The sequence below is a fragment of the Methylopila jiangsuensis genome (assembly GCF_027922305.1).
Classification (GTDB): Bacteria; Pseudomonadota; Alphaproteobacteria; order Rhizobiales; family Methylopilaceae; genus Methylopila; species Methylopila jiangsuensis.
The window spans coordinates 970,189-993,333 of record NZ_BSFK01000005.1 but is presented as its reverse complement, the minus strand read 5'-3'; the positions used below and the strand labels follow the sequence as shown (position 1 = coordinate 993,333).

At 70.1% G+C, this 23,145-nt stretch carries 19 protein-coding genes; 9 read left to right on the top strand and 10 right to left on the bottom strand.

What is annotated here, in order from left to right:
• Nucleotides 1-2,220: a TonB-dependent receptor gene (locus tag PKE85_RS06175; protein ID WP_271203900.1), complete on the bottom strand. Its 2,220-nt coding sequence runs from the start codon at nt 2,218-2,220 to the stop codon at nt 1-3.
• 289 nt (nt 2,221-2,509) lie between these two features.
• Between PKE85_RS06175 and PKE85_RS06170 the strand changes: the two genes are divergently transcribed.
• The 3 genes from PKE85_RS06170 to PKE85_RS06160 all read left to right on the top strand — a co-directional run bounded on the left by PKE85_RS06170 (nt 2,510) and on the right by PKE85_RS06160 (nt 6,675).
• On the top strand, nt 2,510-3,859 hold the full coding sequence (locus PKE85_RS06170) for a PQQ-dependent sugar dehydrogenase (protein WP_271203899.1): 1,350 nt from the start codon (nt 2,510-2,512) through the stop codon (nt 3,857-3,859).
• A gap of 119 nt (nt 3,860-3,978) precedes the next feature.
• Nucleotides 3,979-4,752, top strand: coding sequence for an SDR family NAD(P)-dependent oxidoreductase (locus PKE85_RS06165; protein WP_271203898.1), 774 nt, complete (start codon nt 3,979-3,981; stop codon nt 4,750-4,752).
• Nucleotides 4,753-4,800: 48 nt separating this feature from the next.
• Nucleotides 4,801-6,675, top strand: coding sequence for a diguanylate cyclase domain-containing protein (locus PKE85_RS06160; protein WP_309299068.1), 1,875 nt, complete (start codon nt 4,801-4,803; stop codon nt 6,673-6,675).
• 11 nt (nt 6,676-6,686) lie between these two features.
• On the opposite strand, the gene PKE85_RS06155 is transcribed toward PKE85_RS06160, so the two are convergent.
• On the bottom strand, nt 6,687-7,733 hold the full coding sequence (locus tag PKE85_RS06155; protein ID WP_271203897.1) for an ATP-binding cassette domain-containing protein: 1,047 nt from the start codon (nt 7,731-7,733) through the stop codon (nt 6,687-6,689).
• A gap of 258 nt (nt 7,734-7,991) precedes the next feature.
• On the opposite strand from PKE85_RS06155, the gene PKE85_RS06150 reads away from it, so the two are divergent.
• The 4 genes from PKE85_RS06150 to PKE85_RS06135 all read left to right on the top strand — a co-directional run bounded on the left by PKE85_RS06150 (nt 7,992) and on the right by PKE85_RS06135 (nt 13,725).
• The gene (locus tag PKE85_RS06150; protein WP_271203896.1) at nt 7,992-9,155 is read left to right on the top strand and encodes an aminotransferase; all 1,164 of its coding nucleotides are present in this window, start codon (nt 7,992-7,994) and stop codon (nt 9,153-9,155) included.
• A gap of 209 nt (nt 9,156-9,364) precedes the next feature.
• Entirely contained in the window at nt 9,365-10,729 is a 1,365-nt protein-coding gene (locus PKE85_RS06145) for an NAD(P)-binding domain-containing protein (protein WP_271203895.1), read from the top strand.
• A 151-nt stretch (nt 10,730-10,880) separates the two neighbouring features.
• Nucleotides 10,881-13,124: a trimethylamine N-oxide demethylase gene (locus PKE85_RS06140; protein WP_271203894.1), complete on the top strand. Its 2,244-nt coding sequence runs from the start codon at nt 10,881-10,883 to the stop codon at nt 13,122-13,124.
• A 166-nt stretch (nt 13,125-13,290) separates the two neighbouring features.
• Nucleotides 13,291-13,725: a GlcG/HbpS family heme-binding protein gene (locus PKE85_RS06135; RefSeq protein ID WP_271203893.1), complete on the top strand. Its 435-nt coding sequence runs from the start codon at nt 13,291-13,293 to the stop codon at nt 13,723-13,725.
• Nucleotides 13,726-13,849: 124 nt separating this feature from the next.
• Here PKE85_RS06135 and PKE85_RS06130 read toward each other — a convergent pair whose 3' ends face one another.
• The gene (locus PKE85_RS06130) at nt 13,850-15,133 is read right to left on the bottom strand and encodes an O-acetylhomoserine aminocarboxypropyltransferase (protein WP_271203892.1); all 1,284 of its coding nucleotides are present in this window, start codon (nt 15,131-15,133) and stop codon (nt 13,850-13,852) included.
• Between the two features lie 357 nt (nt 15,134-15,490).
• A complete protein-coding gene (locus tag PKE85_RS06125) occupies nt 15,491-15,928 on the bottom strand; it encodes a CoA-binding protein (protein WP_271203891.1) in 438 nt (145 codons plus the stop codon).
• A gap of 99 nt (nt 15,929-16,027) precedes the next feature.
• On the opposite strand from PKE85_RS06125, the gene PKE85_RS06120 reads away from it, so the two are divergent.
• Nucleotides 16,028-17,497, top strand: coding sequence for a S10 family peptidase (locus tag PKE85_RS06120; RefSeq protein ID WP_271203890.1), 1,470 nt, complete (start codon nt 16,028-16,030; stop codon nt 17,495-17,497).
• A gap of 50 nt (nt 17,498-17,547) precedes the next feature.
• Here the strand turns inward: PKE85_RS06120 and folK are convergent, their stop codons facing one another.
• From folK to PKE85_RS06100, 4 genes are read right to left on the bottom strand one after another with little or no spacing between them, the layout of a single operon-like run.
• On the bottom strand, nt 17,548-18,069 hold the full coding sequence (folK, locus tag PKE85_RS06115) for a 2-amino-4-hydroxy-6-hydroxymethyldihydropteridine diphosphokinase (RefSeq protein WP_271203889.1): 522 nt from the start codon (nt 18,067-18,069) through the stop codon (nt 17,548-17,550).
• Between the two features lie 6 nt (nt 18,070-18,075).
• Nucleotides 18,076-18,447 carry a dihydroneopterin aldolase gene (gene folB, locus PKE85_RS06110; protein WP_271203888.1) on the bottom strand — a complete coding sequence of 124 codons (372 nt, stop codon included), beginning with the start codon at nt 18,445-18,447 and terminating at the stop codon, nt 18,076-18,078.
• Entirely contained in the window at nt 18,444-19,511 is a 1,068-nt protein-coding gene (locus tag PKE85_RS06105; protein WP_271203887.1) for a hydantoinase/oxoprolinase family protein, read from the bottom strand. Before PKE85_RS06105 ends, folB begins: the two co-directional genes overlap by 4 nt.
• Nucleotides 19,508-20,458, bottom strand: coding sequence for an ATP-grasp domain-containing protein (locus tag PKE85_RS06100; protein ID WP_271204082.1), 951 nt, complete (start codon nt 20,456-20,458; stop codon nt 19,508-19,510). Before PKE85_RS06100 ends, PKE85_RS06105 begins: the two co-directional genes overlap by 4 nt.
• Nucleotides 20,459-20,762: 304 nt before the next feature.
• Here PKE85_RS06100 and PKE85_RS06095 point away from each other — a divergent pair, with 304 nt between their 5' ends.
• Nucleotides 20,763-21,461 (top strand): HisA/HisF-related TIM barrel protein, encoded by a 699-nt coding sequence (locus tag PKE85_RS06095; protein WP_271203886.1) that lies wholly within the window; start codon nt 20,763-20,765, stop codon nt 21,459-21,461.
• Here the strand turns inward: PKE85_RS06095 and PKE85_RS06090 are convergent.
• Complete coding sequence (locus PKE85_RS06090; protein WP_271203885.1) at nt 21,415-22,233, bottom strand: triphosphoribosyl-dephospho-CoA synthase; 819 nt, start codon at nt 22,231-22,233, stop codon at nt 21,415-21,417. The two genes, PKE85_RS06095 and PKE85_RS06090, sit on opposite strands and share 47 nt — an antisense overlap.
• Entirely contained in the window at nt 22,223-23,131 is a 909-nt protein-coding gene (locus PKE85_RS06085; RefSeq protein ID WP_271203884.1) for an ATP-grasp domain-containing protein, read from the bottom strand. The genes PKE85_RS06090 and PKE85_RS06085 overlap by 11 nt, the downstream gene beginning before the upstream one ends.
• Nucleotides 23,132-23,145 lie beyond the last annotated feature (14 nt).

Here is a 23,145-nt window from a genome sequence, read left to right as displayed (position 1 = left end):
TTAGAAGCCCACCTTCACGAACAGTCGCGCGCCGGCGCCCGGCAACAGGATCTCGTCCTTCTTGAAAGAGGCGGCGTTGCGGATGCGGTCGTTCAGCAGGTTGTCGCCGAGCAGGCCGACGGTCAGCGTGCTCACGCGGCCGGGCAGGGCGTCGGGGAAGCGCTTGGTGTAGCTGAGCTCCGCCTTCAGGTTGTCGTAGCCCGGCGTCCGGGTCTCGTGATCCGCGAATTTGGTCTGCGCGAAGGCGTGCAGCAGGTTCACGCGGGCGAAGAACCCGGTTTCCGAGCGCCAGAACACGCCGCCGCCCAGGCGGTGCGGGGGGATGCGCGGCACGTTCGCGCCGTCCGTGAACTTCGCGCGGGTGAAGTCGTACTGCCCCTCGACGCCGAACGTGTTCTGGCCGACCGTCACCGCGTCGAACTGCGCCGCGAGCTCCACGCCGTAGAACTTCGCGTTCTTCTGCGAGTAGACGCTCTGGTCGAACTCGTCCTCCTCGCCGCAGCTCTCGAACGCGTGGCCGCATCCGACGCCCGTCAGCCGCCGGTAGATGAAGCCGTCGAACCAGGTGTGATAGGCGCTGGCGTCGAGCCTGAGCGCCCCTTCGGAGCGGCGCAGGCCGATCTCGACCGATTTCGCGGTTTCAAGCTTGAGATTCGGATCGCCGATCTCGAACAGGCCGGCGGCGTGGTGGGAGCCGCGGGAGAACAGCTCCAGCCCGCTTGGGGCGCGCTCCACATACTGGCCGGTCAGGCTGGCCACGAAGCCGTTCGGCAGATCCTGAAGCAGTCCGAGGCTGCCGCTGATCGGCGTGAACGCGCGCTTCCGGTCCCGGTCGATCGGATCGGTTCCGTCCGGGACCAGACCCGGATAGGTGGTGGACACGCCATCGGCGCTCGCATGTTCGATGCGGCCGGCGCCCTGAAGCTTGAGGCCCCGCCCGAAATCGATCTGCTCGAACACATAGGCCGCGACCGTCGTGCTGTCGGTGGGGGCGATAAGCCCGTCGCCCTCGCCGGACGTCTTGAGCTTGCCGCGACCGGCCTGGACGCCGAAGGCGCCCGTCAGGCTGCCGAAGGAGAACGTCGCCGGCGCGTGCTGAAGTTCGACGCGGGCTTCCGTCTCCCGGTTCCTGAACACGCCGTGGACGACGTCGGCGCGGGCCTCCTCATGCTCATCCTCGTGGTCATGATCGTGATCGTGATCATGCCCGTGGCCCTCGTCTTCATGACCGTGATCGTGGTCCTCCTCGAGCCCGAGCTCCCTGTGCTTGTAGCGCGACGCGTTGACCCAGAACCGCACCGCAGCGAACGGGCCGTCCTCGAAGCGATACTCGCCCTGCGCCTGGAGCTTGTCCTGTTTGGGATCGAGCCGGGAGTTGAGTTCCGCCGACTCGCCGCCGGGGATCCGGTAGAGGCTGTCGTAATGGCTGTAGGACAGCCCGACATAGCCCTGCTCGAACGTCTTCGAGAAACCGACCCCGCCGCCGGTCGAACGCGCCTCCGAATTCGCCTGCCGGCCGTCGGGGGTGTCGTAGGCTCCGGACTTCGTCGCGAAGCCGTCGGCGTGGAACAGGAAGCCGTTGTGGCCGGCGTCGAACCTCGCGGCGGCGGAGCGGCCACGGCCGACGGTCGAGAAGCCCGCGATCGCTTCGCCCGAATAGCCGCCCTCAGGCGCCGTCCGCGGAATCCGGGAGTTCTCGACGCTGACCACGCCGCCGATCGCGGACGAACCGTAGCGCAGGGTCGCGGGGCCGCGGATCACCTCGATCTGGTCGGCGACGAGCGGATTGACCGGCACGGCGTGGTCTTCGCCGAGCGCGGAGACGTCGTGCACGCCGAGCCCGTTCTCGATGATGCGCACGCGCGGACCCTCGAGGCCCCGGATGATCGGCCGGTCGGCGCCTGGCGCGAAGCTCGAGCCTGTGAGGCCAGGCTTGTCGCGCAGGGCCTCGCCCAGCGTGAGCGGCTGCGCGCGCGCGATCTCGTCGCGCGTGACGACCGTCACCGGCGCGAAAACATCGGTGACGACCGGCAGCGCGCCGGTCGGCGTCGCCGCGGCGGCGGCGGGCTGAGCCGGCGCCCGCCGCACGGGGCTCGGCGAGGTGACCTCGATCTCCGGCAGTTCGATCGACTGCGCGGACGCGCGAGGCGCGAGGACGAAAGCCCCCGCCGCGAGCGCGGTGGCGGACAGCAGCGCTGAGCGGGCGCAGAGGCGAGACATCAGGACAGCACCTGTTACGTTATGTTGTTACATAACGTTCTAACATCACATTTCAGTCGTGACGTCACCCCGCTTTCGCCGGAAATCGCGTCGCAGGGCGCGCGAGCGCGGCGCTGTCGCTTTTTTCCCGCACCGCCCGTCCGCCCCCCAAAACGCCGGTCAAAGGCGTCTTCGGCCATCTGCGATCCCGGCGTCGAGTCGGAACCGCGAGCGTCGGGGCGCGTTCGGACAGCGAACGCATGCGGCGTCGCCATCTTTGGGGCGAGGCCCAACACGATCGGATTGCTTTATGACGACGACCTTCAAGGCGCTGCTGCTGTCCTCCGCCTGCCTTGGCCTGGTGGCGTGCGGCGAACAGGCCAGCGTGCCGATCGAGAAGACCTACGGCCCCGATCCGGTGCTCACAGCGCCGCGCTCCAGCTGGATTCCGACGGTCAGCGTGCCGGAGGCAAAGGGGTGGCCGCAGGGCAAGGCGCCGACGGCAGCGAACGGTTTCGCGGTCGCGTCTTTCGCGGAGGGTCTCGCCCATCCGCGCTGGCTCTATCTGCTGCCCAACGGCGACGTGCTCGTCGCGGAGTCGAACGCGCCGCCCAAGGATGAATCCGCAGGCCAGAAGGGCCTGATGGCGCGGGCCAAGGACAAGGTGGCGGGCTTCTTCAAGGCCCGCGCCGGCGCGGGCGTCGACAGCCCGAACAAGATCGTCCTGCTGCGCGACGGCGACGGCGACGGCAGGGCGGAGACGAAGACGGACTTTCTCACCGGCCTGACCTCGCCCTTCGGCATGGCGCTGGTGGGCGACCGGCTCTACATCGCCAACGCCGACGCGCTGGTGGTCGTGCCCTATGCGGAGGGAGACCAGAAGGCCTCGGCCGCGCCGCAGAAGGTGGTGGACCTGCCGGGCGGCCCTATCAATCACCACTGGACCAAAAACGTCATCGCCTCAAAGGATGGCGCGAAGCTCTACGTGACGGTGGGCTCCAACTCCAACGTGGCCGAGAACGGCATGGAGCACGAAACCAACCGCGCGGCGATCCTCGAGGTTGATCCTGCCGCCAAGACCTCGCGCCTGTTCGCGAGCGGCCTGCGCAACCCCAACGGTCTCGCCTGGAATCCCGAGGATGGCCGGCTCTGGACCACGGTCAACGAGCGCGACGAAATCGGCTCGGACCTGGTGCCGGATTACATGACCTCCGTGCAGGAGGGCGGGTTCTACGGCTGGCCCTATTCCTGGTTCGGCCAGCATGTGGACGAGCGCGTCCAGCCCCAGCAGCCGGACCTGGTGAAGAAAGCGATCAGGCCGGATTACGCCCTCGGGCCGCATACGGCCTCGCTTGGCCTCACGTTCTACGAAGGCGACCTGCTTCCGGCGAAATACAGGAACGGCGCCTTCGTGGGTCAGCACGGCTCCTGGAACCGCAAGCCTCTGTCCGGCTACAAGGTGATCTTCGTGCCGTTTTCGGGCGGCAAGCCGTCCGGCCCGCCGGAGGACGTGCTGACCGGCTTCGTGGGCGAGGACGTGGCCTGGGGCCGTCCGGTCGGCGTGATCACGGACCGGACGGGCGCATTGCTGGTCGCCGACGACGCCGGCGACACGGTGTGGCGGGTCACGCCCGAGGGCGCGAAAACCGCAGCCAACTGACGAACGGCCGCTCTAAGGCCCGCGCGGCGGCCGCTTTGGCGGGATCGAGGGTTTTCCGCCCTTGGCCCGGCGGAGCGGCCGCGGTATTTCCGGGGCGCGCATCTCGGAGACGCATCGCCATGGCTTACCCGGCTCTCGATCCCAAGACCTTCACCGTTCTCATCACCGGCGCCACATCCGGGTTCGGCGACGCCCTCGCCCGGCGCTACGTCGCCGAAGGCGCAAGGGTGATCGCCACCGGCCGCCGCGTCGACCGGCTGGAGGCGCTGAAGGCGGATCTCGGCGACGCGCTGCATGTTGCTCCGCTCGACGTGCGGGAGCTGTCGTCGATCGAGGACCTGCTCAACGGGCTGCCCGAGGGCTTCCGCGACATCAATGTGGTGATCGCCAACGCCGGCCTGGCTCTCGGTCTCGGCCCCGCGCAGGAGGTCGACATCGCGGACTGGCGCACCATGATCGAGACCAACGTCATGGGCCTCGCCAACACCGTCCGCGCCACTCTGCCGGGCATGATCGCCCGCGGCGGCGGCCATGTGGTGACCATGGGCTCGGTCGCCGGCGACTACCCCTATCCGGGCGGCAACGTCTATGGCGGCACCAAGGCCTTCGTGAAGCAGTTCGCGCTGGCGCTGCGCTCCGACGTGCAGGGGACCAACGTGCGCGTCACCAACATTGAGCCGGGCATGGTGGAGACCGAGTTCTCGCTCATCCGCTTCAAGGGCGACGAGGACAAGGCCTCCAGCGTCTATGAGGGCGTCACCGGCATGACGGCGGACGACGTGGCGGAGACAGTGTTCTGGGCGACCACCCTGCCGCGCCATGTCAATGTGAACCGTCTTCAAGTCATGGCGGTCCAGCAGGCCTTCGGTCCATTCGACGTCAAGCGGGTTTAAACGACCATATTCGCTGTCTGATAACTTTATTCTTGCGCGGATGACGGGCTGAAAGAAAATTTAGGGCGATGGCGGGACAGGGTCACCGCATGTTCTGACCACCGCCATCGACCCGCCGGGGAGGTTTTTCTGAAACGACCCGCCCAGATCGCGACCCTCGCCGGCGTTTATGGCGTGGTCGCCTTCGCCACGCTGTTCTTCGCGCGCCAGTCCGGCGACGTGGCCGTGGTGTGGCCTGCGTCGGCGATCGCGGTGGGCCTGTTGCTGGTCTGGCGCCGTCACGACGTGCGGAGCGATGCGGCCGTCATCGGCGTCGTCAACGCCATCGTCAACATTCTCGCCGGATTGCCGCCGCTGGCCGGCGTGGTTCTTGGCGTCGCCAACGCCATCAACATCCTGGTCGCCTTCTGGCTGTTCCGCTTCGCAGGACTGTCCCGGACCACCAGCTCCCGCCTCCGCAGCGTGGTGACGCTGCTGCTGGCGTCGATCGCGGCGCCCGTCATCGGCGCGGTTATCGGCGGCGTCTGCCTGTCGGTGTACAGCCTGACCAACCCCGCGCCGATCATCCTGGCCTGGTGGCTGGCCGAGACAGTCAGCAACATGATCCTGCTGCCGGTGTTTCTCTACTGGCCGTCGGCGGCGCGCCAGGCGCAGTTCGCGCTGCGCACGGACGCCCGCGCCCGTGAACGGCGGAAAAACGAGCTCGCGCTCGCAAGTCTCGGCCTGCTCGCCGTCAGCCTGCTGCCGCCGCTGCTGGACAAAGGCGGCCTGATCCAGCTCGCCGGCGTGGCGATGCTCTATTTCGCCCTGCGTTTCGGCATGTTCTCCACGGCCCTCACCGTCGCGATCTACTCCGGCACGGTGGTGCTGGCGGCCGCGGTCGGCTTCTGGCCGCTGGGCGTCCAGACCGAACTCGCCATTCTGGCGCTCCAGACCCAGCTCGTGCTCACCACGCTTCCGGCGCTGGTGGTGGCGGCCGTCATGTCCCAGCGCGAGCATGCGCGGCGCACGCTCAACGAGACCGCTCTCAGGCTGCAGTTCGCGCTGGAAGGCGCCAATGACGGGCTCTGGGACTGGCACTTCCCGAGCCGGACGGCCTTCTACAGCAGCCGCTACCGGGAGATGCTGGGCTATGACCGCGACGCGCCCGCCTCCCTCTTCCTGTGGTCCGAACTGATCCATCCCGAAGATCGCGAACGGGTGGAGCGGGCCTTCGGCGAGCATGTGTCCGGAGAGTCCCCCACCTATCAGGCCGAACTCCGCGCGCGGACCGCGGAGGGGCATTGGCTCTGGGTTCTCGACCGCGGCAAGGTGGTGGAGCGCGACGCAGACGGCGGCGCCGTGCGCGCGGTCGGCACGCTGACCGACATCTCCGGCCGCAAGAAGCTTGAGGAGGCGCTCGAACATCTCGCCACCCACGATCCGCTGACGGGCCTGGTCAATCGCGGGGTGTTCGAGCGCGGGCTGGTCCGCGCGGGCTCGCGGCTTGATCGCCATGGCGGGCGGGTGGCGGTGCTGCTCGTGGACCTCGACCACTTCAAGAACGTGAACGACACTTACGGCCACGCCGCGGGCGACCTGCTGCTGGAGGCGACGGGCGAGCGTCTGCGCATGATCGTGCGCGGCGACGATCTCGCGGCCCGTCTCGGCGGCGACGAGTTCGCGGTGATCGCGAGCGGGCATTCCGCATCGGAATTCGACGGGCTGGCCCAGCGCCTGTGCGAGGAGCTGAGCCAGCCCGTCTCCGGCGCCGGCTTCGAGGTCCGGCCGAGCGTGTCGATCGGTGTGGCGGTGGCGACCACGGGCGCGCATGTGGGCGAAGAACTGGTGGCGCGGGCCGACCGGGCGCTTTACGCCGCCAAAAGCGCCGGCCGCGGCACATGGCGCTTCTTTGGAGGGCGGCAGGCCTCCGCCAGCGGGTGACGTCGGCCCTGTTACGGCACGAAGCCGAGCCGCTCCACAAGCAGACCGGAATCCTCCAGCCGCTCCACGGCGGCGGTGAAGTAGGGCTCGTCCGACGGCGCCGCCACGATCAGCACGCCGAACGGCTCGTCGCCGAGCGCGCCCAGCGATCCGGACACGATGCCGAGGTCGAAGCCGAGATCGCGAGCGACCTGGGTCAGGACGGGCCGCGTGGCGGCCTCGCCCTGGAAGGCGAGGCGCAGCAGCGCCTTGCCGCGCGGCGAGGGCCGCTCGCTCAGCTTGCTGCGCAGGAAGGCCGGGAGCGAGGCGCCGGAGACGGCGGCGGCGAAGCGCCGGGTGACCGCCTGCTCCGGCCGCGCGACCACGCGGGCGGTCGGGCCTTCCTCCACGATGCGGCCGCCGTCCAGCAGCGCCACCCGGTGGGCGATGGCGGTGACGGCTGTCATGTCATGGCTTGCGAGCACGGCGATGGCGCCGCGCTCGGCGCAGGCGCGCACGACGGCGGCGAGAAGGGTCTGCGCATTTTCAGGGTCGAGGCCGGCGGTCGGCTCGTCCAGCAGCAGAATGTCCGGATCGCCGCAGAGCGCGCGCGCGAACACCGCGCGCCGGCGTTCGCCGTCGGACATCTGCGCCGGCCGCCGGTCGCGGGCGGCGGCGAGATCCGCCAGAGCCAGCGCCCGCTCCACCTCCCATGCGATCTCGTCCCGCGACGCGCCCGCCGCATCCAGCCGGGCGGCGATGTTGTCCTCGAGCGTCAGGTCGGCGTCGAGCCCGCCGTGGCGCGCCACCACGCCGATGGTGGGCTCGCCGTCGCCGCAGCTCACGGCGATCGCGCCGGACGACGGGCTGTGCCGCCCCTCGATCAGGCGCAGCAGCGTGGACTTGCCGACGCCGGAGCGGCCGATGACCGCGACCACCTCGCCCGACGCCACGTCGAGCGTGACGCCGTCGAGCAGGGGCGTCTCGACGTCATAGGCGAAGCGGACGTCATCCAGGCGGATGAGAGGCGCGCGGCGCGTTGTGGGGACGGCGCGCAGGGCGTGCTGGGCAGCGGTCATTTCGGCCTCCGGACGAAGCCTATCGGGCCACGAAACGGCTCGCAAAATCACTTTGGGCGAAGAGGGACGGGCGGGGAACCGTCCGGCGGGCACCATCCGCGCTCCACGGGCGACCGTCAACATTAATCTGTATAGAAAATGTATATTAAATCTATTCTCGTTAGATCGTCGTGCTTTAATCCCTGCCGGGCCTGACGGATGGTGCGCGTCCACGCCGCCGCCGCCCGGCGGCCGGCCGCATGCGGAGAATCGCCGGCGATGACCGTGTCTTCCCCCTTCAATCCGGTGTTCGCCGCCTTGCCGGTGACGGTGTTCGAGCGCATGTCGCGGATCGCGCGGGACACCGGCGCCATCAATCTGGGGCAGGGATTCCCGGACGAGCCCGGCCCGGAGAGCATCCGTCGCAAGGCGGCGGAGGCGGTGGTCCACGGACTCAGCCAGTATCCGCCGATGATGGGGATTCCGGAGCTGCGCGCGGCGATCGCATCTCATTACGCCCGCTGGCAGGGCGTGACGCTGGACCCCGCCGAAGAGGTGATGGTCACCTCCGGGGCGACCGAGGCGATCGCTGCGGCGCTGTTCGCGCTGCTCAGCGAAGGCGACGAGGCGGTTCTGATCCAGCCCATGTACGACGCTTATCTGCCGCTGGTGCGCCGCGCGGGCGGCGCGCCGCGCTTCGTGCGGCTGGCGCCGCCGGACTGGCGGCTCGAACCTGAGGCGCTGAAGGCGGCGATCACGCCGCGCACCAAGGTGGTGGTGCTCAACAACCCGCTCAACCCCACCGGCTCGGCCTATGGCCGCGCGGACCTGGAGGCGCTGGCGGAGGCCATGGCCGGGACCGATGCGGTGCTGGTCTCCGACGAGGTGTGGGAGCACGTCACCTTTGACGGGCGCGAGCATGTGACGGCGCTGTCCGTTCCGGCGCTGCGCGATCGCACGGTGAAGATCGGCTCCGCCGGCAAGATGTTCGCGCTGACGGGCTGGAAGATCGGGCTGGTCTGCGCCGCTCCGCATCTGATGCGGGCGCTCGCCCGCTCGCACCAGTTCCTCACCTTCACCACGCCGCCGAGCCTGCAGGCGGCGGTGGCCTATGGCCTCGAGCGCGAGGACGCGTGGTTCGCGCCCATGCGGGCCGACCTGCAGCGCAAGCGCGACCTGTTCTCCGATGGGCTAAGGGCGGCGGGGTTCACGCCGCTCGACACCGCCGGCGCCTATTTTCTGAACGTAGATCTGGCCCCCCTCGGCGTCGACGACGACCTCGCCTTTTGCGACCGGCTGGCCTTCGAGGCCGGCGTCGTCAGCGTGCCGGTGTCGGCGTTTTACGAAGAGAACCCAGTGAGATCGGTGGCGCGCTTCTGCTTCGCCAAGCATGACCGGACCCTGCTCGACGCGCTGGAGCGTCTGGCGCGGTTCCGCCCCTGACGCGCTCGGGCGCCGCTTTTAAGGGCGGCGCTGAAGAATGTGAGCGTCTGACAGGCGTATAGGGCTGCGAAATTTCACAGCAAGAAAGTATGTTGACACACACGAAATCATGACGGAGCATCGCCCCATAAGCTTTCGGGGCCGGCGCGGAAGACGACGGCTGACGCGGAAGCCTAACGCCACATTGCGGTGTGTCGAGGGGAACTGTCGTGACGAAACGTATCGCTGTGATCGGCGCCGGACCAAGCGGCCTGGCCGTGCTGCGCGCCTTCGAATCCGCCCGCAAGGCGGGGGCCGACGTGCCGGAGATGGTCTGCTACGAGAAGCAGTCCAACTGGGGCGGCCTCTGGAACTACACCTGGCGCACGGGCCTCGACGAGTTCGGCGAGCCGGTCCACGGCTCCATGTACCGCTATCTGTGGTCGAACGGCCCCAAGGAGTGCCTCGAATTCGCGGACTACTCCTTCGAGGAGCATTTCGGCCGGCCGATCCCGTCCTATCCGCCCCGCGCCGTGCTGCACGACTACATCGCCGGCCGCGTCGAACGTTCGGGCGTCCGCCAGTATTGCAAGTTCAACCACGCCGTCCGCGACGTGGACTACGACGAGGCGAGCGAGAAGTTCTCGGTCACCGTCACCGATCTGGTCGCCAAGCAGCGCTTCACCGAAGAGTTCGACTACGTCTTCGTGTGCAACGGGCACTTCTCCACGCCGAACGTGCCCTATTTCGAGGGCGTCGAGAAGTTCCTCGGCCGCGTGCTGCACGCCCATGACTTCCGCTGCGCGGACGAGTTCGCCGGCAAGCATGTGCTGATGATCGGCTCCAGCTATTCGGCGGAAGACATCGCCACCCAGTGCCACAAGTACGGCGCGAAGCGCATCACCTTCAGCTACCGCACCAAGCCCATGGGCTTCGAATGGCCGGAGAGCTTCGAGGAGAAGCCGCTACTGACCAAGGTCGTCGGCCGCACCTGTTACTTCAAGGACGGCAGCACGGCGGAGGACGTGGACGCCATCGTGTTCTGCACCGGCTACCAGAACCACTATCCGTTCCTGCCGGATCACCTGAAGCTCGTCACCCGCACGAGCCTGTATCCGGGCGATCTCTACAAGGGCATCTTCTGGGAGAAGAACCCGAAGCTGATGTACATCGGCGCCCAGGACCAGTTCTACACCTTCAACATGTTTGACGCCCAGGCGTGGTACGCCCGCGACGTGGTGCTCGGCCGCATCACTCTGCCGGACTACGACACGATGCACGCCGACAGCGAGGCGTGGGTCGAGCGGAACGCCAAGCTCGAAGACGCCGAGCAGATGATCGACTTCCAGACGGATTACGTCCGGGAGCTTCTCGCCTCCACCGACTATCCCCATCTCGACGTCGACACGGTGGCGCGGCTGTTCAAGGAGTGGGAGCACCACAAGGCCGAGGGCATCCTCACCTATCGCGACCGCGCCTATCGTTCGGTCATCACCGGCACCATGGCGCCCTCGCACCACACCACCTGGATGAAGGCGATGGACGACTCGCTCGAGGCGTTCCTGAACCAGCCCGGCCAGCAGGCCGCGGAGTAAGCCGCCGCGCGTGCCGCCCGCATCCCGCCCTCGCGAGGGGTGGGATGCGGGCGGGACCAGACGTTTGAAGGGACGGGACCCCGACCGCGACGGCATGGCCGCGCGGGGGCGCCTGCGTCCGTTCGCCCAAGTTTCCCTCGGAGAGCACGCCATGGACGCCGTCTCGTCTCCGCCTCGCCTGACCACGTTCGTCGCCCGTGGCGGGGAGGCGATCGCCTTCGAACTCGCCCCCGGCGACCGTTGCCGCATCCTCGATCCCGAGGGACGTCAGCCCGGCCTGCTGTTCGTGGCGGGGGAGGGCGCGGTCGACGCCGGCCTGCTTCCCGCGGAGGGCGACGGCCCGGAAGCCGCCGCCGCCCGGGCCGCGCTCGCCGCCCGCGGCGCGGACGTCTCCAGGCTCGCCGGCTTCCGCCTGTTCGCAGAGGACTCCGCGCCGGGCGCCGAGCTGTCCTTCGTGGCGCAGGGCGCGGCCGTGGTGGCGCTGGCGCCCGCGGGCGCAGCCATGGACCCGGACCAGCAGACGCCGCCGACCGAGCTGAAGGTCGAGATCGAAACCAGCCGTCCCGCCGCCGGCCTCGCGCCTGAGCCGCTGGCCGCGCCGAAGCTCGACCTGCGGGTGAAGGCCGCGACCGCCGAGGCCTACCGCGTCAAGGCGGGCGACTACATCCAGATCATCGACGTGGACGGCAAGCAGTGCTCCGATTTCCTCGCCTTCGACGCCGCGGCGCTGGAGCGGGGCAAGGAGTTCGGCCTCGACCCCACCGTCACCCGCACGCTGATGGGCACCGCCAACCCCGGTCCGGGCCTGCACTCCAAATATTTCGACGCGCGCATGACGCCGCTGGTGGAGATCGTGCGCGACACGGTCGGCCGCCACGACGCCTTCCTGCTGGCCTGCTCCGCGAAATATTACGAGGACATGGGCTATCCGGGGCACGACAACTGCACGGACAACTTCAACCGCGCGCTGAAGCCCTATGGGATCGAGCCGCGCGCGGGCTGGCCGGCGATCAACTTCTTCTTCAACACGGTGGTCGGGCCGGACGACGCCATCGGCATGGACGAGCCCTGGTCCCGCCCCGGCGACTACGTGCTGCTCCGGGCGCTGACCGATCTCGTCTGCGCGTCCTCCTCCTGCGCCGACGACATCGACGTCGCCAACGCCTGGGCCCCCACCGACATCCATGTGCGCGTCTATGACGCCTCCGAACATTTCTCCAAAGGCATCGCCCACCGCATGACCCCCGACGCCGAGCCGAGGCTGACCCGCGAGAGCGGCTTCCACCCGCGCACCTCCGCGCTGACCCGCAAATTCGTGGAGTATCGCGGCTTCTGGCTCGCGGACTGCTATTCCGACGAAGGTCCGATCGCCGAATACTGGGCCTGCCGCGAGCACGCCGCCATCATGGACCTGTCGCCGCTGCGCAAGTTCGAGGTGCTCGGTCCCGACGCCGAGGCGCTGATGCAGCTCGCCGTCACCCGCGACATGAAGAAGCTCGCGGTGGGGCAGGTGGTCTACACCGCCATGTGCTACGCCCATGGCGGCATGATCGACGACGGCACCGTGTTCCGCCTCGGCGAGCACAATTTCCGCTGGATCTGCGGCGACGATTATTGCGGCGTCCACCTCCGCAACCTCGCCGCCGAGCATGGCCTGAAGGCCTGGGTCAAGACCTCCACCGACCAGTTGCACAACGTCGCCGTCCAGGGGCCGCGCTCGCGCGACATCCTGAAGGAGATCGTTGTCACGCCGCCGCACCAGCCCTCGATGGCGGAGCTGAAGTGGTTCCGTTTCACCATCGGCAAGGTGGCGGGCGTGCCCGTGGTGGTGTCGCGCACCGGCTACACCGGCGAACTGGGCTATGAGGTGTGGTGCCATCCGGACCAGGCGCCGGCGGTGTGGGACGCCATCATGGCGGCCGGCGAGCCGCACGGGCTGAAGCCGCTCGGCCTCAAGGCGCTGGACATGGTGCGCATCGAGGCGGGCCTCGCCTTCGCGGGCTACGAGTTCTGCGACCAGACCGATCCGTTCGAGGCCGGCATCGGTTTCGCGGTTCCGGCGAACAAAACCGACGCTTACGTGGGCGCCGAGGCGCTGAAGCGCCGTCGGGAGGCGCCGTCGAAGAAGCTCGTCGGCCTCGACGTCACCGGCGCCGAGCATGTGGGCCACGGCGACAGCGTGCATGTGGGCCGCGCCCAGGTGGGCGTGATCACCAGCGCCACCCGCTCGCCCATCCTCGGCAAGACGATCGCGCTGGCGCGCCTCGACGTCACCTACGCCGAGCCCGGCGCGGCGGTGGAGATTGGCAAGCTAGACGGCCAGCAGAAGCGCATCCCCGCAACCGTGGTGGGCTTCCCCCACTTCGACCCCGAGAAGACCCGCGTGCGCGCGTAACGTCCGTCCTCCCCAAGGCGCATCCTCCTAAGGCGCGGAGCCATCGGCTCCGCGCCTTTTTTCATGCGCTCTCGACGAAAGTCGCAATGGTCGTGCGGGCGTTCGCGCTATCTGCCCGTCCGCTCCCCGGTCACGGGGAGGCGTTCAGGAACGACGGAGAACGGGCATGCACGTCACGATCGAAAACGCTCAGGCCGCCATCGCCGCGGCCATCAAGAAGGCCCGGGAGATCGACACCTTCATGTGCATCGCCATCGTGGATTCCGGCGCGGACCTGAAGGCGTTCCACCGCATGGACGACGCCTGGGTCGGCTCCATCGACATCGCGATCAAGAAGGCCAAGACGGCGGTGTTCTTCGGCATGCCGACCGGCGAGATCGGCAAGCTGTCCCAGCCGGGCGGCTCGCTCTACGGCATCGAGCACTCCAACGGCGGCCTCATCACCTTCCCCGGCGGTCTGCCGATCGTCGACAAGGATGGCGTGATGGTGGGCGCGATCGGCGTCAGCGGCTCGTCGGTGGAGAACGACCACACGGTCGCCGCCGCCGGCGCGGAGGCGATCGGCGCCACCGACCTGCCGAGCCATCCCTGGCGCACCTGACGCGATCCGCGCTTCGACCGCTTTGCCGGCGGACGCGCTCCCCCTCACCCGGAGGGCGACAGCCCTCCGGGTGAGGGGGGTGCACCCGAACGTTCAGGCGCGCCTGAGGCGGCCGGCTCCGGCCTTAGGCGAGCGCCTGATTGAGGTCGGCGATCAGGTCCGCCACGTCCTCGATGCCGACCGACAGCCGCACCACCTCCGGGCCTGCGCCCGCCGCCGTCTTCTTGGCGTCGTCGAGCTGGCGGTGGGTGGTGGAGGCGGGGTGGATGATCAGCGAGCGGGTGTCGCCCACATTGGCGAGGTGGGAGAACAGCTTCACGTTCTTCACCGCCGCGACGCCGGCCTCGTAGCCGCCCTTGAGGCCGAAGGTGAGCACGGCCCCCGCGCCGAGCGGCGAATATGTCCGCGCCAGCGCGTGGTAGGGGCTCGACTCGAGCCCGGCGTAGCTCACCCACGCCACCTTCTCGTGCGCCTCCAGATGCTTCGCCACCGCCAGCGCGTTGTCGCTGTGGGCGCGCATGCGCAAGGGGAGCGTCTCGATCCCGGTCAGCAGCAGGAAGGCGTTGAACGGCGACAGCGCCGGGCCGAGGTCGCGCAGCGACAGGGTGCGCAGGGCGATGGCGAAGGCGAAATTGCCGAAGGCCTCGCCCAGCACCAGCCCGGCGTATTCCGGCCGCGGCTCGGTGACGAACGGGTAGCGCCCGCTCGCCGCCCAGTCGAAAGTCCCGGCGTCCACGATCACGCCGCCGAGCGAATTGCCGTGGCCGCCCAGGAACTTGGTGGCGGAATGCACCACGATGTCCGCGCCGTGCTCGATCGGGCGGATCAGGTACGGCGTCGCCAGCGTGTTGTCGACGATCAGCGGAACGCCGGCCGCCTTCGCCACTTCCGCCACGGCCGCGAGATCGGTGATCCCCCCGCCGGGATTGGCGATCGACTCCACGAAGATCGCCTTGGTCTTCGGCGTCACCGCGCGGCGGAAGGCCTCCGGGTCGTCGCCGTCGGCCCAGACCACGTTCCAGCCGAAGCTCTTGAAGGCGTGGCTGAACTGGTTGATCGAGCCGCCGTAAAGTTTTGTGGACGCGATGAAGTCGTCGCCCGGCAGCAGCAGGGCGTGGAACACGAGCAGCTGCGCCGCATGGCCGGAGGCGACCGCCAGCGCCGCCGCTCCGCCTTCGAGCGCCGCCACCCGTTCCTCCAGCACCGCGTTGGTGGGGTTGGTGATGCGGCTGTAGATGTTGCCGAAGGCCTGCAGGCCGAACAGCGCGCCGGCATGGTCCACGTCCTCGAACACGAAGGATGTGGTCTGGTAGATCGGCGTGGCGCGCGCGCCCGTGGCCGGGTCTGGCTGGGCGCCCGCATGCACGGACAGGGTGGCGAAGCCGGGCGTCGGCGCGGAATCGGTCATGGGCGGGCGTCCTCCATTTTATTGTTGAGTGATTTGATAGAGAAATAAATCGCCGGTCAATCGGTCGCGCGGAGGGGGGCTTCGCTGGGCGCCTGTGATGAGCGAGCTAAAGTCTTCGTGGCGGTCGGCGTGTCAGGACTTGAGGTTAAAGTCGTGGATGACCGAGACAAGCTCGGGCATGACGGAGATGTCGGCTCGGAATAAACGCTTTGAATAGCGTAATTTGCCGCGCCTCCGCTCTCAAGACCCGTCATGCCCGAGCTTGTCTCGGGCATCCACCACTTTGTGCGACGCGAAATACTACGCGAGCCGAAGCCGGGCTGCCGTTGCTTCAATGCCCCCAACGCAACGCCCGCGTCACCCGCGCGGCGGGATGCCCAGCCGGGGAATCTCGATCTTGGGGCAGCGGTCCACGATCACGTCGAGGCCGGCGGCCTCGGCGCGCGCGGTGGCGGCGTCGTCGCGCACGTCGAGCTGGGTCCAGAGCGCGCGGGGCAGGGGGGCGAGCGCCAGCGTCTCCTCCACCACGGCGGCGAGATGCTCGGACGCCCGGAACACCTCCACCATGTGAATCGGACGCGGCGCGTCCATCAGCCGGGCGTAGACCGGGCGGCCGTCGATCTCGCCGCCGGCCTGGCCCGGATTGATCGGGATCACGTCATAGCCGCGCTCGGCCAGAAAGCGCGCCACGTAGAAGCTTGGGCGCGCCGGATTGGGGCTCGCGCCCACCACGGCGATGGTGCGGACCTCGCCGAGCACGCGGCGGATGAGATCGTCGGAGGCGTCCTGGGTCATGGGCGCAACGATAGGCGCAGCCGGCCCGCCTTCACAACGGCGCGCGCGCCCCGCGGCGGCGGCTTCCCTCGGCGCTTGCGGCGCCCCATCTTGGCGCCCATGAAAACGCCGCTCGTCCTCGTTCTCGCCGCGGCGCTCGCCGCAAGCCCCGTCGCGGCCGCCGACGGGCCGCCCAAGGCCTCAGCCGCCGCGACGCTGCCCGCCGAGGCGACCAAGCGGGCGACCGTCGTCACCCACGACGACACGCTGGCTTATGTGGTCCGGGTCGAGGCCGTGCCGCTGTCGAACCCTAAGGGCGAGAAGCAGGCCGAGGTGGTGGTCACCTCCTACACGCTGGAGCGCACCGACCCCAAGGACCGGCCGGTCACCTATCTGTTCAACGGCGGGCCGGGCGCCGCTTCCGCCTATCTGCAGTTCGGCGGCGTGGGGCCCAAGCGACTGCCCTTCGGCGGGCCGGACAACGCGCCCTCCGACCTGCCGAAGCTGGTCGACAATCCCGACACCTGGCTCGCCTTCACCGATCTCGTCTTCGTCGACCCGGTCGGAACCGGCTACAGCCGCGCCAGTGGCGACGGCAAGGCGTTCTGGTCGGTGGAGGGCGACGTGGAGTCGCTGTCCCGCGTGGTGGCGAAGCACCTGGCCGCGCGGGAGCAGCTGGTGTCGCCGGTCTATCTGGCGGGCGAGAGCTACGGCGGTTTCCGCATTCCCCGCATCGCCCGCAAGCTGCAGGAGAAGGACGGCGTCGGCGTCGCGGGGCTCGTCGCCCTCTCGCCGGTGCTGGATTTCGCCATCCGCGACGGCGAAAACACCTCGCCGCTGCCCTGGGTCACGGCGCTGCCCTCGCTCGCCGCCGCCGCGCGGGAGCGCAAGGCGCCGGTGACGCGGGCCGATCTCGCCGACGTGGAGAGCTATGCGGCCGGCGAGTTCCTCGCGGACCTGATGAAGGGCCCGCGCGACGCGGCGGCGGTGGGGCGGGTGTCCGCCCGCGTCGCGGAGCTGACGGGGCTCGATCCGGAACTGGTGCGGCGCATGAACGGGCGGATCGACATCCGCACCTTCGTGCGGGAGATCGGCCGGCCTGAGGGCAGGGTCGGCTCGCTCTACGACGCCAACGTCACGGCCTATGACCCTTACCCCTCCGCCGCCCGCGCCTCCTGGGACGATCCGGTGCTGGACGGCTCCATGGCGCCGCTGACCCGCGCGGCGGTGGACTATTACGGCCGGGAGCTGGGCTTCCGGGTCGACAACCGACGCTATGAGCTGATCTCGTCCGAGGTGAACCGGGCGTGGAGCTGGGGCCGGGGCCAGTCGCTGCCCGAATCCGCCGGCGCGCTGCGCGAGGCGCTGGCCGCCGATCGCCGCCTGAAGGTGCTGGTGGCCCACGGCGCCACCGATCTGGTGACGCCCTACATGGAATCGAAGCTGGTGCTGGACCAGATTCCGGCCTTCGGCGACCCGGACCGGGTGCGGCTCGCGGTCTATCCCGGCGGTCACATGTTCTACAGCCGCGACGCCTCCCGCGCGGCCTTCACCGCGGACGTGCGCAAGCTCTACGGCGCGGCGGAGTAGCGGGCCGCCGGCGAAGACCGCGCGGCGCCGACCGGCCGCGCCGGCTCGGCTCAGGCGCCGGACAAGGGCTGGGAGGCCGGCCTCCACGGCTCCGCGATGATTTCGAGATCGGAGGCGTCGGCCTGCGCCGCGGCGTCGCGGATCGCCACGTCGTCGAGCACCAGATCGGGGCGGATCTCCGCCAGCGGCGTCAGCACGAAGGCGCGATTGAACATCTCCTTGTGCGGCACGATCAGCTTCTGGGTCGCGACCTTCGAGCCGCCGAGATAGAGGATGTCCACGTCGATCTCCCGCGGCCCCCAGCGGAAGGTCTTGTGGCGCCCCACCTCCTGCTCGACGCTCTGGGTGAAGGCGAGCGCCTGCTCCGGGCTGAGTTCGGTTTCGCCCACCGCGCAGGCGTTGGCGAACCAGTCCTGATCCACATAACCCCAGGGCGCGCTGCGCCACACCGACGACGCGGCGAGGAAGCGGATGTTCACGCCGTCGAACGCCCGCGCCATGGCGGCTTCGATGTTGGCGATCTTGTCGCCCACGTTGCTGCCGAAGCCGAGCCCGATCTCCGTCCGCGCCATGGCGCGTCAGCCCTCGGCGCGGTGGCGCAGGATCTCGACGCCCACGTCCGAGAAGATGCCGGCGATGGGGGCGGAGGGCTTGTGCACCTCGACCCGCACCGAGCGCACGGCGGCGAAGCGGGCCAGGATCGCCGCCGCGATCGCCTCCGCCAGCGCCTCGATCAGGTCGAACCGTTGGCCGGTCGCCACCTCCACCAGCGTGACATAGACGTCGTTGTAGGACACCGCCCGGGCGATGTCGTCGGCACCGGCGTAGGAGTGGGCGTCGAGCCAGTAGTCCACGTCGAACACGAAGCGCTGGCCGAGCGCCTGCTCCTCGGCGAACACGCCGTGGTGGGCGTGCACCTGCACGCCGCGAAGAAAGATACGATCGTTCATAAATCCGAAACCTGTCGCCGCCCGTCCGGGTTCCGCGCCGTCTCCCCATAGAGCCGTGCGACCGCCGCCGCCGGAGCGCAATCCGCGGCCAGCGCCGCCAGGACGGGATCGTCCGAAAACAGCGCGCCGATGTGGCGATAGCCGAGCCGCAGCCGTTCCGCCAGCCGTTTCGCGAGGAAACGCCCGACGCCGGCGCCGACGATGGTCTGCGGGGCCGGGATGTCGCTTCGGGTGACGAGCCCGAGCGCGGCGTCGTGCAGCCGGCGCAGCTGCGCCTCCGCCAGGTAGTCCGCGATCCGGCGCGCCGCGCCCCCTGTGTCCAGCGTCAGATCGGCGCCCACCATGCGCAGCAGGCGCCGGGCGCTGCCCTCCGCCGTCTTCGGCCCGCCGTCGGCGGCGGGGTGCAGGTCGGCGGCCTCGTCCAGATCGCCGGTCAGGCGATGGACGTCGGCGCTTGTGGCGAAGAACTCGGCCATGGGCGTCACCCAGGCGCCGGCGAAAGGCAGCCGTGGCGCGATCGCCATCACCGGCGTGCGCGCGACGCCGAGATAGACCAGCTCGTCCGCCGCCATGCGTCCGGCGTCGGTGGCGCCTGTCGCCAGCACGCGGCCGTCGCCATAGGGAATGAGATCGCTGGTGGTGGAGCCGATGTCGACCAGCAGCCCCGCGCCGCCTTGCGCCGCGACCGCCTCCGCCGTGGCGCGCCAGTTGGCGGAGGCGACCTCCAGCGCGTTGTCCGCGGCCGCGTCCGCCCGCACGAAGCGGCGCGCGCCGGCGTAGATCGCGAGCCTGTCCGCGCCAAACCGCGCGACTAGAGATTCGGAGATGGCGGCGACGCCGCTCGCCCGGTCCGGCCAGAGGTCCGCGAGCTCGCCGGTCATGGTGGCGGCGACCTCGGGCTCCTTGGCGTGGGCGCCGACCTTGTCCAGCGCGGCGTCGAGCTCGCTCAGCCCGCGCCACAGAGGGCAGGCGGCGATGCGCACCTCCACGAGCGCGCCCGATCCGTCCAGCCGCGCGAGCTTCAGATGGGCGCCGCCCACGTCGAGGCCGATGACGCCGCTCATAAGCGCAGCTCCACGGGCCATGCGGGCGGCGGCTCGATCGGGCCGCGCGCGAAGGGGGGCAGCAGCGTCAGCGGGTTCAGCCTGAGCGCCTCGCGCAAGCCCACATAGGCGGTGGTGACGCGGGGGTTGATCTCGATCGCCACCGGCGCGCCGCCGTCCTCCGGCATCACCAGATCGACGCCGAACAGCCCGTCGAGGCCGGGAATCGCCGCCGCGATCTCCTGCGCCAGCGCGTCAAGCTCCGGCGCGGCGCGGTCGAGCGCCGCCACCTGAAGCCCCGCGAGCGAGATCGCGCCGTCCGTGATGACGATGTCCTGACGGTTGGCGGCGAGCACCGAGACGCGGCCGAAGGCGTGGAGCACGGTAAGGCTCGCCGCCATGCCCCGCACATAAGGCTGCAGCACATGTGTTGCGGGCACGTCGCGCGGGGAGGGCGGCGCGGGCCAGAGCGTCGTGGCCTCGCAGCCGGCGCCGTCATCCGGCTTGGACACCATGGGCCCGGGCATCGACGGGGGCAGGCGTTCGGGCGGGAAGGTCGGGGGCGTTAAGACGCCGGCGGCCTGCAGCCGGGCGGCGGTGAGGCTTTTGGAGGACGTCACGCGGATCGCCTCCGCCGAAGGCGCCATCACCTCCGCGCCCGCCGCCCGGCCCATGGCGGCGAGCCGCCCCAGAAGGCCGTCGGTCTCCGGCGCCACCGGCCAGAACAGGTCGCAGGCCGCCGCCTCCCGCTCCCACATGCGCCACGGGTCGCCGTTCGCAACCTCCGCCGCCGCGCCGAAGGGGCAGGGCGCCGCCTGCGGGTCCTGCGCCACGGTGAGCGTCACGCCCGGAAGCTCCGCCAGATCGCGCGCCAGCGCGTCGCGCATCAGCGCGCCTTCGCGGGCGAGCGAGGCCGGCAGGCTCTTGCCGGCGAATCCGCCGCCGGTCACAAATTCGCAGAGAAACACGCGCAACGGATCATCGCCTGTTCGGACATTCGAGCGCGCCGTCATGCCCGAGCCTGGCCCGGGCGTCCACGACGTGGAACATGTCAGTCGTTGCGACGCCAAAGTCGTGGATACCCGCCTTCGGCGGGCATGACGAGATATGTTGTCCTGCTTCTGAGGCCTTTTGAAACAGGGACGGGCGTCGTCGACCTTGATCCCGGACGGTGACGCCCTTTTCTGGGCCGATCCGTCCGGTCTGTTGGAGCCGTCGCGCCGGGTCGGTCGATCGCGCGCCTGTGTCAGCCCAAGCGGGGGGCATCCGAACGTGGACGTCATTCCTGTCATCGATCTCATGGACGGTCGCGTGGCGCATGCGCGGCGTGGGGAGCGCGGGGCCTACCGGCCGATTGAATCGCCGCTCGCGCCGGGGGCCGAGCCGCTGGCGACCGCCGCGGCGCTGCTGGCGCTGGCGCCGTTCCGCACGCTCTATGTGGCCGATCTCGACGCCATCCTGAACCGCGGCGGCCATGACGAGGTGATCGCCGCCATCGCCGCGGCCCATCCCGGACTCGAGATCTGGGTCGATCGCGGCGCGGCGCCGGGGCGGGCGGGCACGCCGATCGTCGGGACCGAATCCCATGCGGACGCCTGCTCGCTCCATGACGCCCTTCAGGGCGACGCGATCCTGTCGCTGGACCACGACGCGGACGGGCCGCTCGGCCCTAGGGACGCCCATGATCAGCCGGAGCGCTGGCCGCGGCGGGTGATCGCCATGACGCTCGCCCGCGTCGGCGCAGGCGCCGGCCCCGATCTCGGGCGTCTGGCGGAGGTGCTGGCCAAGGCCGGACCGGAGCGTCAGGTGTTCGCCGCCGGCGGCGTGAGGGGCGAGGACGATCTTCAGGCGCTGGCGTCGCTGGGCGTCGCGGGCGCCCTTGTCGCGACCGCGCTGCATGACGGCCGCATCGGCGCGGAGACGGTCAGACGCCTTGCAGAAGGGACGCCGCGAACACCGCCGCGACCGTGAGGTCGGCGGTGGTGCCGGGGTTGAGGCCGCGGGTCTTGAGGTCGAGGTCGAAGGCGTCGAGCGCCGCGCGCCGGGCCTCCGGTTCCGCAGGCAGAGCCGCGAGGAACGCCGCCGCCTCGTCCCTCAGGCTCTCCGCCGCCTCCGGTCCGAACTTGCGCGCCACATGGCTGTCCGGCAGCCGCGCCAGCAGATCGAGGAACACGTCCTCCACCGCCGCAGGGCCGGGAGTCTTCGCGGCGTAAGCCTGAGCGGAAGCGAGCACGTCGGCGAAGCCGGTGACGTATTGCGCGGCGATACGGTCGCGGTCGGCCGCCTGCGCCATGGCGCCCCGCAGCGTCACCGTCGGGGCCGCGCGCACGTCCTGCCGGGCGGAAGCGCCGAGCCCGCCGGGATTGGCGCTCGCGATGGCCCTGTAGGCGGCTTCGGCGTCCACGAGCGTCAGGCCGCCGAGAACCCGGTCGAGCGCGTCCGTGAGGGATTCGCCGTCGCGCCGGGTGAGCGCCGCCTCGCTCAGCGGCGCGCAGAGCAGCACGATGCCGAGATTGGCGTTGCAGCCCACCGCCGCGAGCGACGCCAGCGTCGCCCCCTCGATGCGCGCGCCCACCGTCGCCCCCGTCGCCAGCGGCAGGGCTGCGGCCTCCGCCGCGCGCTCGAAGGTCGCCGCCGTCATGCCGTGGCCGGGGCGGAACACATGCACGTTGCCGGGCTTCAGCGCCTGAAGCTCCGCGCGGGAGGCGGCGCGGAAGGCCTGCGCGACGTCTTCAGGCCGCATCGGGGCGGGCCAGACGGCGGGCGAGGTCGCGGGCGAGTTCGGCGGCCACATCGACGCCGGTCGCGGTGTTGAGGCCCTTCCACGCGGGCATGGAGTTCACCTCCAGCACCAGAAAGCGGCCGTCCTCGTCCTCGATCAGGTCGACGCCGGCGTAGTCGGCTCCAACCGCACGCGCGGCGCGCACCGCGAGCGCCGCGGCCTCGCCGTCCACAGCCGCCGGCTCGCCGACGGCGCCCTGGAAGATGTTGGTGATCCAGCCTTCGTCCGCCCGGCGGATCATGGCGCCCACGGCGCGGCCGCCGATGGTGAACACCCGCCAGTCATGGGCGCGCCCGCTGGCGCGGTACCCGCGCGCGGCGACGAAGGCCTGAAGGTAATAGACCCCGCCCACCTCCCCGGGCTCCGGCAGCGTCTCGCCGGGGGAGACCAGCCTCACGCCCTTGCCCTGCGCGCCGAACAGCGGCTTCAGCACCATGGGGCCGCCATGGGCGTCGAAGGCGGCCTGCGCGTCGGCCCGGCGCTCGCGCACCAGCGTCAGCGGCGTCGGCAGGCCGGCCTCGGCCAGCATGAAGGTGGTCATGCCCTTGTCGACGCAGACCTCGATGGCGCGGGCGTCGTTCACCACCGCCACCCCCATGTGGCGGGCGGCGTGCAGCAGGCCGAGGCGGGAGGTGATCTGCTCGGTGGTGCCGGCCGGGATCAGCCGCACGAAGATCGCTTCCGGCAGGCCCTCGAGGCCCGGCACGTGCAGGCGCGGCCGGCCGGTGGCGAGGTCGAAGCCCGCCTCCGTCATGGAGCGGATCAGCGGCCGCAACCCCTCGCGCTCGATGGCGCGGGCGAGGCCGTGGCTGTGCCAGTCGGCCTTTTCGGTGAAGATGACGACGGCGGGATCGGACATGGCGCACCCAAGGC

Bases quoted from the DNA above. Each gene is read 5' to 3' on its own strand.
- PKE85_RS06175 (WP_271203900.1), bottom strand. From the start codon at position 2,220: ATGTCTCGCCTCTGCGCCCGCTCAGCGCTGCTGTCCGCCACCGCGCTC.
- PKE85_RS06170 (WP_271203899.1), top strand. From the start codon at position 2,510: ATGACGACGACCTTCAAGGCGCTGCTGCTGTCCTCCGCCTGCCTTGGC.
- PKE85_RS06165 (WP_271203898.1), top strand. From the start codon at position 3,979: ATGGCTTACCCGGCTCTCGATCCCAAGACCTTCACCGTTCTCATCACC.
- PKE85_RS06155 (WP_271203897.1), bottom strand. From the start codon at position 7,733: ATGACCGCTGCCCAGCACGCCCTGCGCGCCGTCCCCACAACGCGCCGC.
- PKE85_RS06150 (WP_271203896.1), top strand. From the start codon at position 7,992: ATGACCGTGTCTTCCCCCTTCAATCCGGTGTTCGCCGCCTTGCCGGTG.
- PKE85_RS06140 (WP_271203894.1), top strand. From the start codon at position 10,881: ATGGACGCCGTCTCGTCTCCGCCTCGCCTGACCACGTTCGTCGCCCGT.
- PKE85_RS06135 (WP_271203893.1), top strand. From the start codon at position 13,291: ATGCACGTCACGATCGAAAACGCTCAGGCCGCCATCGCCGCGGCCATC.
- PKE85_RS06130 (WP_271203892.1), bottom strand. From the start codon at position 15,133: ATGACCGATTCCGCGCCGACGCCCGGCTTCGCCACCCTGTCCGTGCAT.
- PKE85_RS06125 (WP_271203891.1), bottom strand. From the start codon at position 15,928: ATGACCCAGGACGCCTCCGACGATCTCATCCGCCGCGTGCTCGGCGAG.
- PKE85_RS06120 (WP_271203890.1), top strand. From the start codon at position 16,028: ATGAAAACGCCGCTCGTCCTCGTTCTCGCCGCGGCGCTCGCCGCAAGC.
- folK (WP_271203889.1), bottom strand. From the start codon at position 18,069: ATGGCGCGGACGGAGATCGGGCTCGGCTTCGGCAGCAACGTGGGCGAC.
- folB (WP_271203888.1), bottom strand. From the start codon at position 18,447: ATGAACGATCGTATCTTTCTTCGCGGCGTGCAGGTGCACGCCCACCAC.
- PKE85_RS06105 (WP_271203887.1), bottom strand. From the start codon at position 19,511: ATGAGCGGCGTCATCGGCCTCGACGTGGGCGGCGCCCATCTGAAGCTC.
- PKE85_RS06090 (WP_271203885.1), bottom strand. From the start codon at position 22,233: ATGCGGCCTGAAGACGTCGCGCAGGCCTTCCGCGCCGCCTCCCGCGCG.
- PKE85_RS06085 (WP_271203884.1), bottom strand. From the start codon at position 23,131: ATGTCCGATCCCGCCGTCGTCATCTTCACCGAAAAGGCCGACTGGCAC.